The organism is Streptomyces sp. NPDC014889 (assembly GCF_043081205.1).
GTDB lineage: Bacteria > Actinomycetota > Actinomycetes > Streptomycetales > Streptomycetaceae > Streptomyces.
Genome location: NZ_JBIBWH010000008.1, coordinates 78,051 through 93,471, shown reverse-complemented (window position 1 = coordinate 93,471; position 15,421 = coordinate 78,051). Strand labels below are relative to the sequence as shown.

Below are 15,421 nucleotides of genomic sequence, written 5' to 3'. Positions count from 1 at the left end.
GGCCACGCCCTCCGCTGCGGCCCGTGCGGTCAGGCCTCCCGCTCGGGTTGAGCGCGGCTCGCGTACTCCGAGCGGACTGCGTGCACCTCGTGCCCCGCTCGGGCCGTGCGTGGCACGTGTGCCCGTTCGGTCGAGTGCGGCCCGGGGCCCCAGCCGGGCCGAGTGCGGCCCGGGGCCCCAGCGGGGCCGAAGCGCGGTGCGTGCGCCTCGGGCTGTCGGGCGCGCGCTTGCGTCCTCCGCCCCGGCGGGGCGCGGGCCGTGGCTTGCTCAGACCGTCGCCGCCCCCGGTGTCGGTGGGGTGGCCGGTGTGAGTTGGTGGGTCAGCCAGGTCGGTACGCCGCCCAGGAGGCGGAAGAGGCGGCGGGCCTCCTCGCGGAGGCGGGAGGCCTCCGGTTCGGATTCCGTGTCGGCGAGGGAGACCAGGGCCGGGGCCGTGCCGACGAGGTAGCCCAGTTCCTCGCGGATGCGGAGCGATTCGGCGAAGCCGTTGCGGGCCTCGGTCAACTCGCCGTCCCGCAGCGCCAGTCCGGCCAGATGGCGCCAGGTGGAGGAGAGCAGCAGCGGGTCGGCGTGGGCGAGCGCGCCCGCGTGCGCGCGGCGGAACGCGGCATGCGCGGCCTGCGGGGACCGGGTGAGGTTCTCCGCGATCAGACCGCGCCGGAAGTCCAGCAGGGCCCGCCCCGGGGCCCCGGGCGGCACCAGCGCCGCGGCCCGGCCGAGCGCCGAGCGCGCCTCGTCCGCCCGGTCCCGTACGCCGTGCAGCGTGGCCGCGTAGGCAAGGTACCCGCGTTCACAAGCGGCGGCGCCCCGCTCCTCGTCGGTGTCGGCCAGCGCCTCCGCGGTGCGCAGCGCTTCCTCGGCCTCCTCCCAGCCCGCCTCGGTGTACAGGCAGCGTTCGACCAGCAGCGCCGTTCTCTGGAGCGCCGCGGCCGCGGTGGCCGACTGGAGCAGCGCAGCGGCGTCGGCCCAGCACGCGCGTGAGCGCAGCCGCCATACCGCGGTCTGGAGTGGATCGTCACCAGGGGTCGTTCCGTTACCAGACATGGCGGTATGCGCCACGTTGCCCTCCCCGAGCACGCCATCGAGCCTTGAGTGGTGGCGGCATCTCAGCACGAAATCCGTGGCCCGGCCAAGAGGATGGGTGAAAAATTTCACAAAGTCGTGGGACGGAGGAGGCCGCAGGTGGCGCGCCCCCCTCGTCCGCCGCGGCCTCAACTCATGCGCAGCGCCAGGAAGAAGTCCAGCTTGTCCTCGAGCCGGGACAGGTCACGACCCGTCAACTGCTCGATACGCCCGACCCGGTAGCGCAGCGTGTTGACGTGCAGGTGGAGCCGCGTGGCGCAGCGGGTCCAGGAGCCGTCGCAGTCGAGGAAGGCCTCCAGGGTGGGGATCAGCTCGGCGCGGTGCCGGCGGTCGTACTCCCGCAGCGGGTCCAGCAGCCGCGCGGTGAACGCGCGGCGCACGTCGTCCGGGACGAAGGGCAGCAGCAGCACGTGGGAGGCCAGCTCCTGGTGCCCGGCCGCGCACACGCGTCCCGGGCGCGCCGCCGCCACCCGCCGGGCGTGCCGGGCCTCCTCCAGCGCCCCGCGCAGCCCCTCGGCCGAGTGCACGGTCGCGCTGACGCCCAGGGTGAGCCGCCCGTCGCCGTCGAGGCCGGCCGACAGCGGGTCGCGTACGGACTCCAGCAGCGCGTCGGCGAGGATCCCGGTCTCGGAGCCGTCGTGCTCGGTCGAGACGGCCGGGAGCGGTACGAGCGCGACCGCCTCGTCGTCCGTGTGGGCGACGGCCATCCGGTCGGAGGGCTCGGGACCGGTGCCGTGCTGCCCCCCGCCCGAAGAGCCCGGGGAAGTCTCGACCAGCATCTCCTCGAGGAGCGACTGGGCGATCCGCCCGCCCCCGCCCTGCCCGTCGTCCCACTCGACGCTCGCCACGACCACCTGCCAGTGCGGGGCGGCCCCGAGACCGGGCAGCAGCACCGGCGCGGCCACCCTCAGCCGCGCGGCGATCTCCGTGGGCGGCGCGCCGGCCTGCACCAGCTCCAGCACCTCCTGGGCCAGCCGCCTGCGCACCGTGCGGGCCGCTTCACGGCGGTCCCGTTCGACCGCGATGAGCTGGGTGACGCCCTGGAGCAGGTCCAGCCGTTCGTCGGGCCACTCGCCCGCGTCCGCCTCCACGGCCAGCAGCCAGTCCGACAGCACCGTCTCGCGCACGTCCTGCGCCGCCTGGGGGGCCTGTGCGGAGCGCCCGCCGCCGCGGATGGGGAACAGGGAGTAGGTCGTCGGGCCGAGCGCCACCCGGTGGGGCCCGCGCCGGCCGGTGCGGGCGGCCGACAGGTGCTCGGCGGCGAGCCGGGCGCACACGTCGGGGGCGAGCGCCGGACCCGCCGCCCTCGGGCCGGCGATCAGCCGGCCGGTGGGGGAGAGCAGCCAGGCCCGCAGGTCCAGGTCGGAGCCCAGCAGGTCGAGCACCACGTCGGGACCGCCGCCCGCCGGGCCGGCCGTCATCATCCTGCGGTGCCGCTCCACCACGGCCGCCAGGTCACCGGCGCGCTCGCCGGACACCTGCCGCACGACGTGCTCGGTGATCGTCGCGAACGCCACCGACTCGTTCACCGCGAACAGCGGCAGCCGGTGCCGCGCGCAGGCCGCGACCAGGTCCTCGGGCACGGGCCCCAGCTCCGCCTCACCGGCCGCGAGGGCGGCCACACCGGCCCCCACCAGGATCCGTACGAACGGCTCGGAGTCGGCGGCGTCCCGGCGCCAGGCGAGCCCGGACAGCACCAGCTCACCGCCGGAGAGGTAGCGGCTGGGGTCGCGCAGGTCGGTGGTCATGACACCCCGGACGGTGCGGTCCAGCTCCTCTTCCCCGCCGAGCAGCTTCAGGCCCAGCGCATCGGTGTCCAGCAGTGCGCGCAGCCGCATTCTCGTCGCCGCCGTTCTGTGTCTAGAAAACTACGATGGATCATGTGGCGAGGGCCCGGCCGCGCGGCCGGGCGACAGCTCCGCCAGAAGGTGAGTCCGCGTCCCCTCGGCCGCCGCTGTTTCCAGGGGAACGGAAGAGGTTCCTGAAGACCTCGGTTCATACGAATCTACAAGATGCCCGCGCTGGCCAGCCAAACCCTTCATGGTTTCGGTGACTGACCGGGCCGGAGCGGTGAACGGTGTACTGGGCCCACTCCGCGTAAAAGGGACAGGAACGAGCCGGGCCCGCCGCACACGGATTGGCTCAATCCGTACGACTCACGACGATTCACGAGACGAAGAAGAGAGCCGGTCATGGACTTCCTTCGCCCCGCAAGCTGGGAGGAGGCGCTCGCCGCGAAGGCCGAGCACCCCGCCGCAGTGCCGATCGCGGGCGGCACCGACGTGATGGTCGAGATCAACTTCGACCATCGCAGGCCCGAGTACCTCCTCGACCTGAACCGGGTCTCCGACCTCGACGAGTGGGAGGTGGGAGAGGACTCCGTGCGGCTCGGCGCCTCCGTTCCGTACACGAGGATCATGGAGAACCTGCGGGCCGAGCTGCCGGGCCTGGCGCTCGCCTCGCACACGGTCGCCTCCCCGCAGATCCGCAACCGCGGCGGCGTCGGCGGCAACCTCGGCACCGCCTCCCCGGCCGGCGACGCCCACCCCGCGCTGCTGGCGGCCGGCGCCGAGGTCGAGGTGGAGTCGGTCCGCGGCTCCCGCCGCATCCCGATCGACGACTTCTACACCGGCGTCAAGCGCAACGCCCTGGAGCCCGACGAGCTGATCCGCGCCGTCCACGTCCGGAAGGCCGACGGACCGCAGCAGTTCTCCAAGGTCGGCACCCGCAACGCCATGGTCATCGCCGTGTGCGCCTTCGGCCTCGCCCTGCACCCGGAGACCCGGACGGTGCGCACCGGCATCGGCTCGGCCGCGCCCACGCCCGTCCGGGCGAAGGCCGCCGAGGAGTTCCTGAACGCGGCGCTCGACGAGGGCGGCTTCTGGGACAGCGGGGAGATCATCACCCCGTCGGTCGCCCGGCAGTTCGCGCAGCTGTGCGCCGCCGCCTGCAACCCGATCGACGACGTCCGGGGCACCGCGAGCTACCGCCGCCACGCGGTGGGCGTGATGGCCCGCCGGACGCTCACCTGGACCTGGGAGTCGTACCGCGGCGCCCGAGGCACCGCCTGTCAGAAGGGAGGCGCTGCGTGATGCGCGTCAACTTCACCGTCAACGGCCGGCCGCAGCAGGCCGACGACGTCTGGGAGGGCGAGTCGCTGCTGTACGTGCTGCGTGAGCGACTGGGACTGCCCGGCTCGAAGAACGCCTGCGAGCAGGGCGAGTGCGGCTCGTGCACGGTGCGCCTGGACGGCGTGCCGGTGTGCTCCTGCCTGGTCGCCGCCGGGCAGGCCGAGGGCCGCGAGGTCGTGACCGTCGAGGGCCTGGCGGACTTCGCCGAGCAGCGGTCCGGCGGCACTCAGGGCCGCGGTACGACACTGGAGGACGCCCAGCGGTGGCAGGCGCGGGGCTCCCAGGCCGGCGCGGGCGGTGAACTCGCGCCGATCCAGCAGGCGTTCATCGACGCGGGCGCCGTCCAGTGCGGGTTCTGCACCCCGGGCCTGCTGGTCGCCGCCGACGAGATGCTGGAGCGCAACCCCGACCCGAGCGACGCGGACATCCGCGAGGCCCTGTCGGGCAACCTGTGCCGCTGCACGGGCTACGAGAAGATCATGGACGCGGTCCGCCTGGCGGCCGCCCGGCAGTCCGAGGAGGTCTGAGCATGGCCTCTCCCGAGAACTCCACCACGTTCGGCCGTGACGGCGGCCCCACCGGCGTCCCCACCAAGGTCACCCAGGGCTCACGGACCGGGGGCGGCATCGGCGAGTCCACGCTCCGCCCCGACGGCGTCCTCAAGGTCACCGGCGAGTTCGCGTACTCCTCCGACATGTGGCACGAGGACATGCTCTGGGGCCAGATCCTGCGCTCCACGGTCGCGCACGCCGAGATCGTCTCGATCGAGACGGCCGAGGCCCTCGCCATGCCGGGCGTGTACGCCGTGATGACGTACGACGACCTGCCCACCGAGGTGAGGAACTACGGCCTGGAGATCCAGGACACCCCGGTCCTGGCCCACGGCAAGGTCCGCCACCACGGCGAGCCCGTCGCCGTCGTCGCCGCCGACCACCCGGAGACCGCCCGCCGCGCCGCCGCCAAGATCAAGGTGGAGTACCGGGAACTGCCGGTCATCACCGACGAGGCCTCCGCGACCGCGCCGGACGCCGTCCTCGTCCACGAGAACCGCACCGACCACCACGCGGGCCACGTCCCGCACCCCAACGTCGTCCACCGCCAGCCGATCGTCCGCGGCGACGCCGAAGAGGCCGCGCGGAGAGCCGACTTCGTCGTCAAGGGCGAGTACCACTTCGGCATGCAGGACCAGGCCTTCCTCGGCCCCGAGTCCGGGCTCGCCGTGCCCGAGGAGGACGGCGGCGTCCACCTCTACATCGCCACCCAGTGGCTGCACAGCGACCTGCGCCAGATCGCCCCGGTGCTCGGCCTGCCGCCGGAGAAGGTCCGCATGACGCTGTCCGGCGTCGGCGGCGCCTTCGGCGGGCGCGAGGACCTGTCGATGCAGATCCACGCCTGCCTGCTCGCGCTGCGCACCGGCAAGCCCGTCAAGATCGTCTACAACCGGTTCGAGTCCTTCTTCGGGCACGTCCACCGCCACCCGGCCAAGCTGTACTACGAGCACGGGGCCACCAAGGACGGCAAACTCACCCACGTCAAGTGCCGGATCGTGCTGGACGGCGGCGCGTACGCCTCCGCCTCCCCGGCGGTCGTCGGCAACGCCTCCTCGCTCGGCATCGGCCCCTACGAGGTCGACGACGTCGACATCGAGGCCATCGCCCTCTACACCAACAACCCGCCCTGCGGCGCCATGCGCGGTTTCGGCGCGGTGCAGGCGTGCTTCGCCTACGAGGCGCAGATGGACAGGCTCGCCGACGCCGTCGGCATGGACCGGGTGGAGTTCCGGCAGCTCAACGCCATGTCCCAGGGCACGATCATGCCGACCGGGCAGCCGGTCGACTCCCCGGCCCCGGTCGCCGAACTCCTGCGCCGGGTCAAGGCGATGCCGATGCCGCCGGAGCGCCAGTGGGAGAGCTCCGAGGGCGCCGACGTCCGGCAGCTGCCCGGCGGCCTGTCCAACACCACGCACGGCGAGGGCGTCGTGCGCGGGGTGGGCTACGCGGTCGGCATCAAGAACGTCGGCTTCTCCGAGGGCTTCGACGACTACTCCACGGCCAAGGTCCGCATGGAGGTCGTCGGCGGTCAGCCCGTCGCCACCGTGCACACTGCGATGGCGGAGGTCGGCCAGGGCGGCGTCACCGTCCACGCGCAGATCGCCCGCACCGAGCTGGGCGTCACCCAGGTGACCATCCACCCCGCCGACACCCAGGTGGGCAGCGCCGGTTCGACGTCCGCCTCCCGGCAGACGTACGTCACCGGCGGCGCCGTCAAGAACGCCTGCGAGCTGGTGCGCGAGAAGGTCCTGGAGATCGGGCGCCGCAGGTTCGGCTCCTTCCACCCGGCCTGGGCCACCGCCGAACTCCTGCTGGAGGGCGGCAAGGTCGTCACCGACGGCGGCGAGGCCCTCGCGGACCTGGCGGACGTCCTGGAGGACGAGGCCGTCGAGGTGGAGGCGGAGTGGCGGCACCGGCCGACCGAACCCTTCGACCTGCGCACCGGCCAGGGCAACGGCCATGTGCAGTACTCCTTCGCCGCGCACCGCGCCGTCGTCGAGGTGGACACCGAACTCGGCCTGGTGAAGGTGATCGAGCTGGCCTGCGCCCAGGACGTCGGCAAGGCGCTCAACCCGCTGTCCGTCGTCGGCCAGATCCAGGGCGGTACCACCCAGGGCCTGGGCGTGGCGGTCATGGAGGAGATCGTCGTCGACCCGAAGACGGCGAAGGTGCGCAACCCGTCCTTCACGGACTACCTCATCCCCACCATCCTCGACACGCCGACCATCCCCGTCGACGTGCTCGAACTCGCCGACGGCCACGCGCCGTACGGGCTGCGCGGCGTCGGCGAGGTCCCCACCCTGTCGTCGACGCCCGCCGTCCTGGCGGCGATCCGCAACGCGACGGGGCTGGAGCTGAACCGCACGCCGGTCCGGCCGGAGCATCTCACCGGCATGTGAGCCGCCGGCGTCCGAACCGCCGAACCCCCGGGGGAGTTCGCCCCCCCCGGGGACCCCAACTGTTCGTCTCGGGCCGTCCCCCGGGTCGTCCATTCCCAGATCCCGCATGCCCCCGTCCACGGCATCGGGTGTCCCTGTGAACCTTGGGAGATGGCCCATGACCCAGCAGTCAGTGGAGCCGAGGACCGCCGCCGAGGACGCGGGCGCGGGCAGCCGAGTCCCGGCGGGCCGGTCCTGGCTCGACCGCTACTTCCACATATCCCGGCGGGGATCCACGGTCGCGCGTGAAGTGCGCGGCGGCGTCACCACCTTCATGGCGATGGCGTACATCCTGCTCCTCAACCCGCTGATCCTGTCCGGCAAGGACGCCGCCGGCGACACCCTCGGGCAGAAGGCCCTCATCACCGCGACCGCCTTCGCGGCCGCCCTCACCACCCTGCTGATGGGCCTCGTCGGCCGGGTGCCGCTCGCCCTCGCCGCCGGCCTTTCCGTCTCCGGCGTGCTGTCCTCGCAGGTCGCCCCGCAGATGACCTGGCCGCAGGCGATGGGCATGTGCGTGATCTACGGCGTGGTCATCATGCTGCTGGTGGTCACCGGCCTGCGCGAGATGATCATGAACGCCATCCCGCAGGCGCTCAAGCACGGCATCACCATCGGCATCGGCCTGTTCATCGCGCTCATCGGCTTCTACAAGTCCGGCTTCGTGCACCAGGGGAAGACCACCCCGCTCATGCTCGGCCCGGCCGGCGAACTCGCCGGCTGGCCGGTGCTGCTCTTCGCCTGCACCCTGCTCCTGATCTTCATGCTCCAGGCGCGCGGCGTCCCCGGCGCCATCCTCATCGGCATCGTCGGCGGCACCGTGGCGGCGGCCGTCCTGAACGCCGCGGGCGTCGTCGGGGCCGACGCCTGGGCGGGCGGCGCGCCCGCCCTGCACGGCAGCGCGGTGTCGATGCCCGACTTCTCGCTCTTCGGGCACGTCGAGTTCGGCGGCTGGGGCCAGGTCGGCGCGATGACGGTCGGCATGATCGTCTTCACTCTGGTCCTGGCCGGCTTCTTCGACGCGATGGCCACCATCATCGGCGTCGGCACCGAGGCGAAGCTGGCCGACGACCAGGGCCGGATGCCCGGCCTGTCCAAGGCGCTGTTCATCGACGGCGCGGGCGGCGCGATCGGCGGAGTCGCCGGCGGATCCGGGCAGACCGTGTTCATCGAGTCGGCGACCGGCGTCGGCGAGGGCGCCCGCACGGGCCTCGCCTCCGTCGTCACCGGCCTGTTCTTCGCGGCCTGCCTGTTCTTCACCCCGCTCACCGCGATCGTCCCGCAGGAGGTGGCCGCCGCCGCGCTGGTGGTCATCGGGGCCATGATGCTGATGAACGCCCGGCACGTGGACTGGGCCGACCGGTCCACCGCGATCCCGGTCTTCCTCACCGTGGTCCTGATGCCGTTCACGTACACCATCACCACGGGTGTCGCCGCCGGTGTCGTCTCGTACACAGCCATCAAGTCCGCCCAGGGCAGGGCCCGGGAGATCGGCGCCTTCATGTGGGGCCTGACCGCGGTCTTCCTCGTGTACTTCGCACTGCACCCCATCGAGAGCTGGCTGGGCGTGCGCTGACCGCGGCGCCGCCCGCCCGCCGACGTGCCCTCCCCACGACCGTCGCAAGGAGACCGACAGATGCTGGACATCGCCGAGGAACTGGACCGGTGGGTCGCGCAGGGACGCGACTTCGCCGTGGCCACCGTGGTGGCCGTCGGCGGCAGCGCGCCACGCAGGCCGGGTGCCGCCCTCGCGGTCGACGCCGAGGGCACGGCCGTCGGCTCCGTCTCCGGCGGCTGTGTGGAGGGCGCCGTGTACGAGCTGTGCCGGCAGGCGCTGGAGGACGGCGAGACCGTCCTGGAGCGCTTCGGCTACAGCGACGAGGACGCCTTCGCCGTCGGCCTGACCTGCGGCGGCGTCATCGACATCCTCGTCACGCCGCTGCGGGCCGCCGATCCGGCCCGTGCGGTGGCCGCGTCCGCGCTGGCCGCCGCCGCGCGGGGACAGGCGGCGGCCCTGGCACGGGTCGTGTCCGGACCGGCGGGACTGCCGGGCCGGGCACTGCTGGTCCGCCCGGACGGTTCCCGTGAGGGCGGCCTCGGCGGCCACCCGGAGCTGGACCGCACGGTCGCCGGCGAGGCGTCCGCCTTCCTGGACGCCGGCCGCACCGGCACGCTGGAGATCGGTGAGCTGGGCTCGCGCTGCGGAGCCCCCCTCACGGTCCTGGTCGAGTCCGCGGTGCCGCCGCCCCGGTTGATCGTCTTCGGGGCGATCGACTTCGCCTCGGCGCTGGTGCGCATCGGCAAGTTCCTCGGCTTCCACGTCACCGTGTGCGACGCCCGGCCCGTCTTCGCCACCCGGGCGCGCTTCCCGGAGGCCGACGAGATCGTCGTCGAGTGGCCGCACGAGTACCTCGCCCGCACCCGGGTCGACGCCCGTACGGTGCTGTGCGTCCTGACCCACGACGCCAAGTTCGACGTCCCCCTGCTCAAGCTGGCGCTGCGCCTCCCGGTGGCCTACGTCGGCGCCATGGGCTCCCGCCGCACCCACCTCGACCGCAACCGCCGGCTGCGCGAAGTCGGCGTGACGGAGCTGGAGTTGGCGCGGTTGCGGTCCCCGATCGGTCTCGATCTCGGTGCCCGTACGCCGGAGGAGACGGCCCTGTCGATCGCCTCCGAGATCGTCGCCGCCCGGCGCGGTGGCAGCGGGGTGTCCCTCACCGGAGCGCACACCCCGATCCACCACGACGCAGTGCCCGCGGCCAACGGGCGGATCGGCTCGGTGGCCTGACGGCACGTCGGCTCGGTCAGGGCTGTCTGAGCAGCCGGTTCAGCGCCCGTCCGAACACCGAACGGGCCGCGCCGCGCAGGGGCTCGTCGAACAGGCCCGGCAGGAAGCGGACCCGCAGCTCCTCCCGCCACACCACCCGGGTACGGCCCCCGGGGCCGGGCCGCACCTCGAACTCGGCCCAGCCCCGCACCACCCGGCCCCGCTTCTCCACCCGGCACAGCCCCGGCTCGCCGTCGGCCGGCGGACGCCAGACGGTGACCTCCATCGGATCGTCGAAGCCGAGCGGACCGATCCCTGAACGGGCCACGAACACCGTGCCCTCGCGGGTCGGCGCGGGCGTGACCACGTGGATACGGGTCAGCGGCACCGTGTCGGCGTGCCGCGACCACCGCGTGATCCGCCGCCACGCCTCGTCGAGGGGGAGCGGCGCGGTGCGTTCGAGCGAGAAGTTGACCACGGCACGATCGTAGGCAATCGGGGGCGTCCTCCCGCGCGTTCGTCCCCCGCTCACACGGTTGGCCGAGCGCCCGGGCGCACCGCGGACCGGCCGCCCTGCGAAAGGTGAGGGACCGTGGCTACGGCCGGTAGACCTTCCCCGGCTCCGCCCTGCCCGGTGCCAGCAACTGCGGAACCGTGACGAAGACGTACCCCCGCTCCTTCAGCGCGTCGATGATCCCGGGCACCGCGGGCACCGTGCCCGCGTAGATGTCGTGCAGCAGGATGATCCCGTCCCGGGAGGACTGGTCGAGGACGCGCCGGGTGATCAGCGCGGAGTCGGTCGTCGTGTAGTCCTTGGCGGTCACGCTCCACAGGACCTCGGACATGCCCAGTTCCTTGCAGATCCGGTGCACGGTGTCGTCGGTGCGGCCCTGCGGCGGGCGCATCAGGGTCGGCTTGCGCCCGGTCAGCCGCTCTATCTCCTCGTTCGGGCGCTGTATCTCCTCGCGTACGCGGTCCGCCGGAATCCGGGTCAGGATCTGGTGGTCCCAGGTGTGGTTCGCCACCTCGTGGCCCTCGGCGGCCATGCGCACGACCAGCTCCGGGTACTTCTCGATGTGCCGGGCGCCGAGCAGGAAGAAGGTCGCCGGTACCTGCTTCTCCTTGAGGATGTCCAGCAGCCGCGCCGAGTTCTCGCTCGGCCCCGCGTCGAAGGTCAGCGCGATGCACTTCGCGTGCCGGCAGTCCACCGTGCCGAATCCGGCCGGCGCGCCCGCCGCGGGGTGCGCCCGGGCGTCGCTCGGCGCCGTGCTGTCGGCGGCGCAGCCGGTGAGTGTCATGCAGGCGGCCGCCAGCGCCGTCAGAGCCGCCGTTGCCCGGAACCGGGCCCCCGTCTTCTTCGTCTTCCTGGTCGCACAAGGCATGCCGGGACTATACGCTGCGGGTATATACGCGGTTCATAGTGGGGGCGAATAAACGATCCAAGCGTCGGCCTGAGCCGGCCGAGGGGGCGCCACGGCGGTGACCGGGCCCGGCGGGTGGTGCGTCAGGACTCCGCCCGGCGGCACAGCAGCCGCAGCACGGAGAACAGCGTCACCGGCCACACCGCCGCGAACGCCCAGATCACGCCCGGCTCCGAGGTGACGGCACCGGCCGTCAGCAGAGCGAGCGAGGCCGCCACCAGCAGCACCACGGCCCACATCGGAGGGACGTAGGACGCCACCCGGGAGAGGACCGGCCGTTTGCGCCCGGACCGCAGCCGCCGGACCAGACGGCGGTCACGGCTGAGGGCGCGTTCTATCTCGTTCAGGATCCGCTGTTCGCGATCGGGGAGTCGGCCTGTCGACACTGTTGCTCCTACGGGGAACCGGTCTGCCGTGAGTCCTCTCCGACTGCCCCTCCCACCCCGGACTAACCGGCGCGCCGGACGGCGCCCGCGGCATGTGGCCCGAAGGGCCCCCCGGGGTACCCGGCCACAGGGCGGAAGGAGGGACGCCCATGAGGTTCGAGGACCGCGCGCAGGCCGGCCGGCGACTGGCCGAACGGCTGCGCCCCCGGTACGAGGCGGGCGCACTGCCCGACCCCGTCGTGCTGGCGCTGCCCCGCGGCGGCGTCGCGGTGGCCCGTGAGGTCGCGCGGGCGCTGGACGCTCCGCTGGACGTCGTCGTGGTCCGCAAGATCGGCGCCCCCTCGCAGGAGGAGTACGGCCTCGGCGCGATCGCCGGGGACGACCCGCCGCTGTTCGACAAGACCGCCCTGCACCTGCTCGGCCTCACCGAGGAGGACCTCGCCCCGGTGGTCGAACGCGAACGCGCCGAACTGCGCCGCCGCACCCACCGCTACCGCCACGGCCGCCCGGCCCCCGACCTGCGCGGCCGCACCGCGATCGTCGTCGACGACGGCCTGGCCACCGGCTCCACGGCCCGCGCCGCCCTGCGGCACGTACGGCGCGCCGCGCCCGCGCGCACCGTCCTCGCCGTCCCCGTCGGCGCACCCGAGGCCGTACGGGCGCTGAGCGGCGAGGCCGACGAACTGGTCTGCCTCCACCAGCCGCCCTCCTTCACGGCCGTGGGCGTCTGGTACGACGACTTCGAGCAGTTGACGGACGAGGAGGTGCTGCGGGCCCTGAGGGACGGCTGAGAGGAGGCACGCCCGTGCCCCGCATGGACCCCGGCGAGGCGCGCCGCCGGTTTCTCGCCGCCCGGGTGGCGCGGCTGGCCACGGTGGACGCGGCAGGACGCCCGCACCTGGTGCCCACGGTGTTCGCCGCGCTCGGCGACGACGGCCTCGTGACGGCCGTCGACCGCAAGCCGAAGACCACGACCCGGCTCGGACGGCTGCGCGACATCGAGGCCACCGGGTCCGTGTCCCTGCTGGTGGACGACTACGACGAGGACTGGGGCCGCCTGTGGTGGGCCCGCGCCGACGGCGACGCCCGGATCGTGCCGCCCGGCGCGGAGGACGAACGGACCGTGGTGGAGTACGGCACCGCGCTCGCCCGGCTGCTGCGCAAGTACCCGCAGTACCGCGAGATCCCACCGCACGGACCGGTGATCGCGATCACCGTCCGCCGCTGGACGGGCTGGTACGCCACCGAACCGCCGCCCGCCGCCGGCGACCGGGGCCCCGGCGAAGGGCGGCCAGGTCCCTGACGAAAGAGGACGGATACTGTCCTCATCGGCCGTTACCGTGCGGACATGACGAAGACGACGACCACCGCGTCGGCCCCCGTGCTGGGCGTGCGCGCCCTCAACCGGGCCACCCTCGCCCGGCAGTTGCTGCTGCGCCGCGCGCCGCTGCCGGCCGGGGCGGCCGTGGAGCACCTGGTGGGCCTTCAGGCGCAGAACGTCAGGCCGCCGTACTACGCCCTCGCCGCCCGCCTCGACGGTTTCGCACCGGAGCGGCTGTCGGAGCTGATGGCCGCCCGCGAAGTGGTCCGCATCGTCACCCTGCGCTCGACCGTCCACACCCACACCGCCGAGGACTGCCTCACCCTGCGGCCGCTCGTGCAGGGAGCCCGCGAGCGTGAACTTGGCCAGTTCCGCAAGGGCCTGGACGGTGTCGACCTCGACCGGCTCACCGCCCTCGTCCGCGAACTCGTCGAGGCCGAGCCGCGCACGATGACCCAGTTGCGCGCCGCACTCGGCGCCCGGTGGCCGGACGCCGACCCGCAGGCCCTCGGCGTCGCCGCCCGCTGCCTGCTCCCGCTGGTGCAGGTCACCCCGCGCGGACTGTGGGACAGGAGCGGGCAGGTCGCCCTCACCACCGCCGAGCACTGGCTCGGCCGCCCCGCGGCCCCCTCCCCCCGGGAAGGGGACACCGCCGCCCTGGAAGCCACCGTCCTGCGCTACCTCGCCGCCTTCGGCCCTGCCTCCGTCCGGGACACGCAGACCTGGGCGGGCCTGACCAGGCTGCGCCCCGTCTTCGAACGGCTCCGCCCCCGGCTCGTGACCTTCCGGGACGACGGCGGCACCGAGCTGTTCGACCTTCCCGACGCTCCCCGTCCCGACCCGGACACCCCGGCACCGCCCCGCTTCCTGCCCGAGTACGACAACCTGCTCCTCTCCCACGCCGAGCGCGCCCGCGTGGTGCCCGCGCCCTACCGGGGCCGCAACGCGCGGGGCAACCAGGCCCACCGCACCCTTCTCGTCGACGGCTTCCTGGCGGGGCTGTGGAAACCGGAGGGCGACACCCTGGTGATCGAGCCCTTCGGACGGCTGACCAGGGACCAGCGGCGGGACGTGACCGCGGAGGCCGAGCGCATGCTCGCCGCCCTGCACCCGGGAGCCTCGTACGGCATACGGTTCGGGACCGTCGCAGGAGGGTGACGACAGGGCCGGGCGCGGGGATTGGAGAGGGGGCGTTGCGGGCCGCTCGTGGTGGCTCGCAACGCCCCCTGGCTTTCACCGGGGCGGGCTCAGGTCAGGACCTGTTCGGTCACGAGGCTGGAGAAGGAGGTCAGCCGGGTGTAGACACCCGGCCGGCCCGCCTCGGCACAGCCGTCGCCCCAGGAAGTGATCCCTGCCAGGACGCCCCCGATGAGCAGGGGACCGCCGCTGTCGCCCTGGCAGGTGTCAACGCCGCCGGACAGGTATCCGGCGCAAACCATGTCGCTCGCGACGAAGTCGGAGCCGTAGGAGTCGTGGCAGTCGCTGTCGGACACGACGGGCACCGCCGCCGTCCGCAGCTCGCCGGAGGAGCCGCCGTCCTCGCCGGTGGTGCCCCAGCCCAGGACGCGGGCCGTCATGCCGGGCGCGTACACACCGGTGCCGGTCGGAGAAACGTAGGCCGCCGTGGCGTACGGCATCGGCGACTTCAGGGTGAGCACGGCCACGTCGCCGCCGCTGACGGCGTCCGTGTAGTCCGGGTCGAACCAGATCCCGCCGACCTCGCCGACCGTGCCGTCGGTGCCGTCGAGGCGGGTGCGCCCGCCCACCACCCGCACGCTGTCCGCGCTGTCGCCGACCACGCAGTGCGCGGCGGTGACCACCTTCGTGGGCGCGACCAGGGTGCCGCCGCAGAACTGGCCGCCGGCCGTGTCCGTGATCTGCATGACGAACGGGTACTCCGCCGTCGTGGTCGCCGTGCCGCCGACGACCGGCCGGGGGGCAGCGGCCGCGGAGGGTGCGGTGAGCGCGGCCGTGGCAGCGCCGACCGCGACCGCGGTGGCGGTCCGTCTGGCGCGGGTGAGGCCGAACATGCGTCTCCTCGGGGCAGGCCGGTGGGGGATCGCGCGGGCGGGGGAGTACGGGGGCCGTGGGGTCCGTGCTCGGGTCCCGTGTGCCCGGGCGAGCGGCATGGCCCTTACGCTAGGACCGGGCCCACCCTCCTCCAATGAGGGAACTCCCTAGGGGAGTCGGGCAGGGAAATCCCTCGGTCCCGCCCCGGTGACCGCCGGCGGGCACCGGTGGCCCGCTCTCGTCCGGCGGCGCGCTCCGGCGCCGGTTCTCACTGCTTCTCACTGCGTCCCTGCGGTCGTCCACGCGGTCAGTC

14 protein-coding genes are annotated in these 15,421 nt (G+C 73.6%); 8 read left to right on the top strand and 6 right to left on the bottom strand.

The features are described from left to right. Nucleotides 1–267: 267 nt before the first annotated feature. A complete protein-coding gene (locus ACF09J_RS17420; protein WP_392306287.1) occupies nucleotides 268–1,044 on the bottom strand; it encodes a hypothetical protein in 777 nt (258 codons plus the stop codon). 167 nt (nucleotides 1,045–1,211) lie between these two features. Beyond that, the gene (locus ACF09J_RS17415) at nucleotides 1,212–2,921 is read right to left on the bottom strand and encodes a PucR family transcriptional regulator (protein ID WP_392306286.1); all 1,710 of its coding nucleotides are present in this window, start codon (nucleotides 2,919–2,921) and stop codon (nucleotides 1,212–1,214) included. Between the two features lie 354 nt (nucleotides 2,922–3,275). On the opposite strand from ACF09J_RS17415, the gene ACF09J_RS17410 reads away from it, so the two are divergent. From ACF09J_RS17410 to ACF09J_RS17390, 5 genes are all read left to right on the top strand, one after another. Then, nucleotides 3,276–4,175 carry an FAD binding domain-containing protein gene (locus ACF09J_RS17410; protein WP_392306285.1) on the top strand — a complete coding sequence of 300 codons (900 nt, stop codon included), beginning with the start codon at nucleotides 3,276–3,278 and terminating at the stop codon, nucleotides 4,173–4,175. Next, nucleotides 4,175–4,741 carry a (2Fe-2S)-binding protein gene (locus tag ACF09J_RS17405; RefSeq protein ID WP_392306284.1) on the top strand — a complete coding sequence of 189 codons (567 nt, stop codon included), beginning with the start codon at nucleotides 4,175–4,177 and terminating at the stop codon, nucleotides 4,739–4,741. The genes ACF09J_RS17410 and ACF09J_RS17405 overlap by 1 nt, the downstream gene beginning before the upstream one ends. 2 nt (nucleotides 4,742–4,743) lie before the next feature. Further along, nucleotides 4,744–7,164, top strand: a complete 2,421-nt coding sequence (locus ACF09J_RS17400) for a xanthine dehydrogenase family protein molybdopterin-binding subunit (RefSeq protein WP_392306283.1) — start codon at nucleotides 4,744–4,746, stop codon at nucleotides 7,162–7,164. 157 nt (nucleotides 7,165–7,321) lie between these two features. Next, the gene (locus ACF09J_RS17395; protein ID WP_392306282.1) at nucleotides 7,322–8,779 is read left to right on the top strand and encodes an NCS2 family permease; all 1,458 of its coding nucleotides are present in this window, start codon (nucleotides 7,322–7,324) and stop codon (nucleotides 8,777–8,779) included. A 60-nt stretch (nucleotides 8,780–8,839) separates the two neighbouring features. Beyond that, the gene (locus ACF09J_RS17390; RefSeq protein ID WP_392306281.1) at nucleotides 8,840–9,991 is read left to right on the top strand and encodes an XdhC family protein; all 1,152 of its coding nucleotides are present in this window, start codon (nucleotides 8,840–8,842) and stop codon (nucleotides 9,989–9,991) included. A 16-nt stretch (nucleotides 9,992–10,007) separates the two neighbouring features. On the opposite strand, the gene ACF09J_RS17385 is transcribed toward ACF09J_RS17390, so the two are convergent. The 3 genes from ACF09J_RS17385 to ACF09J_RS17375 form a co-directional block, all read right to left on the bottom strand. Continuing rightward, complete coding sequence (locus tag ACF09J_RS17385) at nucleotides 10,008–10,448, bottom strand: SRPBCC family protein (protein ID WP_392306280.1); 441 nt, start codon at nucleotides 10,446–10,448, stop codon at nucleotides 10,008–10,010. A 118-nt stretch (nucleotides 10,449–10,566) separates the two neighbouring features. Then, on the bottom strand, nucleotides 10,567–11,352 hold the full coding sequence (locus ACF09J_RS17380) for a polysaccharide deacetylase family protein (RefSeq protein WP_392306279.1): 786 nt from the start codon (nucleotides 11,350–11,352) through the stop codon (nucleotides 10,567–10,569). A gap of 122 nt (nucleotides 11,353–11,474) precedes the next feature. Next, complete coding sequence (locus ACF09J_RS17375; protein ID WP_392306278.1) at nucleotides 11,475–11,777, bottom strand: DUF3040 domain-containing protein; 303 nt, start codon at nucleotides 11,775–11,777, stop codon at nucleotides 11,475–11,477. 149 nt (nucleotides 11,778–11,926) lie between these two features. Between ACF09J_RS17375 and ACF09J_RS17370 the strand changes: the two genes are divergently transcribed. From ACF09J_RS17370 to ACF09J_RS17360, 3 genes are read left to right on the top strand one after another with little or no spacing between them, the layout of a single operon-like run. Next, nucleotides 11,927–12,568 (top strand): phosphoribosyltransferase, encoded by a 642-nt coding sequence (locus ACF09J_RS17370; RefSeq protein WP_392306277.1) that lies wholly within the window; start codon nucleotides 11,927–11,929, stop codon nucleotides 12,566–12,568. A gap of 14 nt (nucleotides 12,569–12,582) precedes the next feature. After that, nucleotides 12,583–13,080, top strand: a complete 498-nt coding sequence (locus tag ACF09J_RS17365) for a TIGR03668 family PPOX class F420-dependent oxidoreductase (RefSeq protein ID WP_392306276.1) — start codon at nucleotides 12,583–12,585, stop codon at nucleotides 13,078–13,080. Between the two features lie 45 nt (nucleotides 13,081–13,125). After that, on the top strand, nucleotides 13,126–14,256 hold the full coding sequence (locus ACF09J_RS17360) for a winged helix DNA-binding domain-containing protein (RefSeq protein WP_392306275.1): 1,131 nt from the start codon (nucleotides 13,126–13,128) through the stop codon (nucleotides 14,254–14,256). Between the two features lie 89 nt (nucleotides 14,257–14,345). Here the strand turns inward: ACF09J_RS17360 and ACF09J_RS17355 are convergent, their stop codons facing one another. Then, the gene (locus tag ACF09J_RS17355) at nucleotides 14,346–15,128 is read right to left on the bottom strand and encodes a S1 family peptidase (RefSeq protein WP_392306274.1); all 783 of its coding nucleotides are present in this window, start codon (nucleotides 15,126–15,128) and stop codon (nucleotides 14,346–14,348) included. Nucleotides 15,129–15,421 lie beyond the last annotated feature (293 nt).

Excerpts from the sequence above, each read along its gene's own strand:
- ACF09J_RS17420 (WP_392306287.1), bottom strand. The coding sequence starts at position 1,044 with ATGTCTGGTAACGGAACGACCCCTGGTGACGATCCACTCCAGACCGCG.
- ACF09J_RS17415 (WP_392306286.1), bottom strand. The coding sequence starts at position 2,921 with ATGCGGCTGCGCGCACTGCTGGACACCGATGCGCTGGGCCTGAAGCTG.
- ACF09J_RS17410 (WP_392306285.1), top strand. The coding sequence starts at position 3,276 with ATGGACTTCCTTCGCCCCGCAAGCTGGGAGGAGGCGCTCGCCGCGAAG.
- ACF09J_RS17405 (WP_392306284.1), top strand. The coding sequence starts at position 4,175 with ATGCGCGTCAACTTCACCGTCAACGGCCGGCCGCAGCAGGCCGACGAC.
- ACF09J_RS17400 (WP_392306283.1), top strand. The coding sequence starts at position 4,744 with ATGGCCTCTCCCGAGAACTCCACCACGTTCGGCCGTGACGGCGGCCCC.
- ACF09J_RS17395 (WP_392306282.1), top strand. The coding sequence starts at position 7,322 with ATGACCCAGCAGTCAGTGGAGCCGAGGACCGCCGCCGAGGACGCGGGC.
- ACF09J_RS17390 (WP_392306281.1), top strand. The coding sequence starts at position 8,840 with ATGCTGGACATCGCCGAGGAACTGGACCGGTGGGTCGCGCAGGGACGC.
- ACF09J_RS17380 (WP_392306279.1), bottom strand. The coding sequence starts at position 11,352 with ATGCCTTGTGCGACCAGGAAGACGAAGAAGACGGGGGCCCGGTTCCGG.
- ACF09J_RS17370 (WP_392306277.1), top strand. The coding sequence starts at position 11,927 with ATGAGGTTCGAGGACCGCGCGCAGGCCGGCCGGCGACTGGCCGAACGG.
- ACF09J_RS17360 (WP_392306275.1), top strand. The coding sequence starts at position 13,126 with ATGACGAAGACGACGACCACCGCGTCGGCCCCCGTGCTGGGCGTGCGC.
- ACF09J_RS17355 (WP_392306274.1), bottom strand. The coding sequence starts at position 15,128 with ATGTTCGGCCTCACCCGCGCCAGACGGACCGCCACCGCGGTCGCGGTC.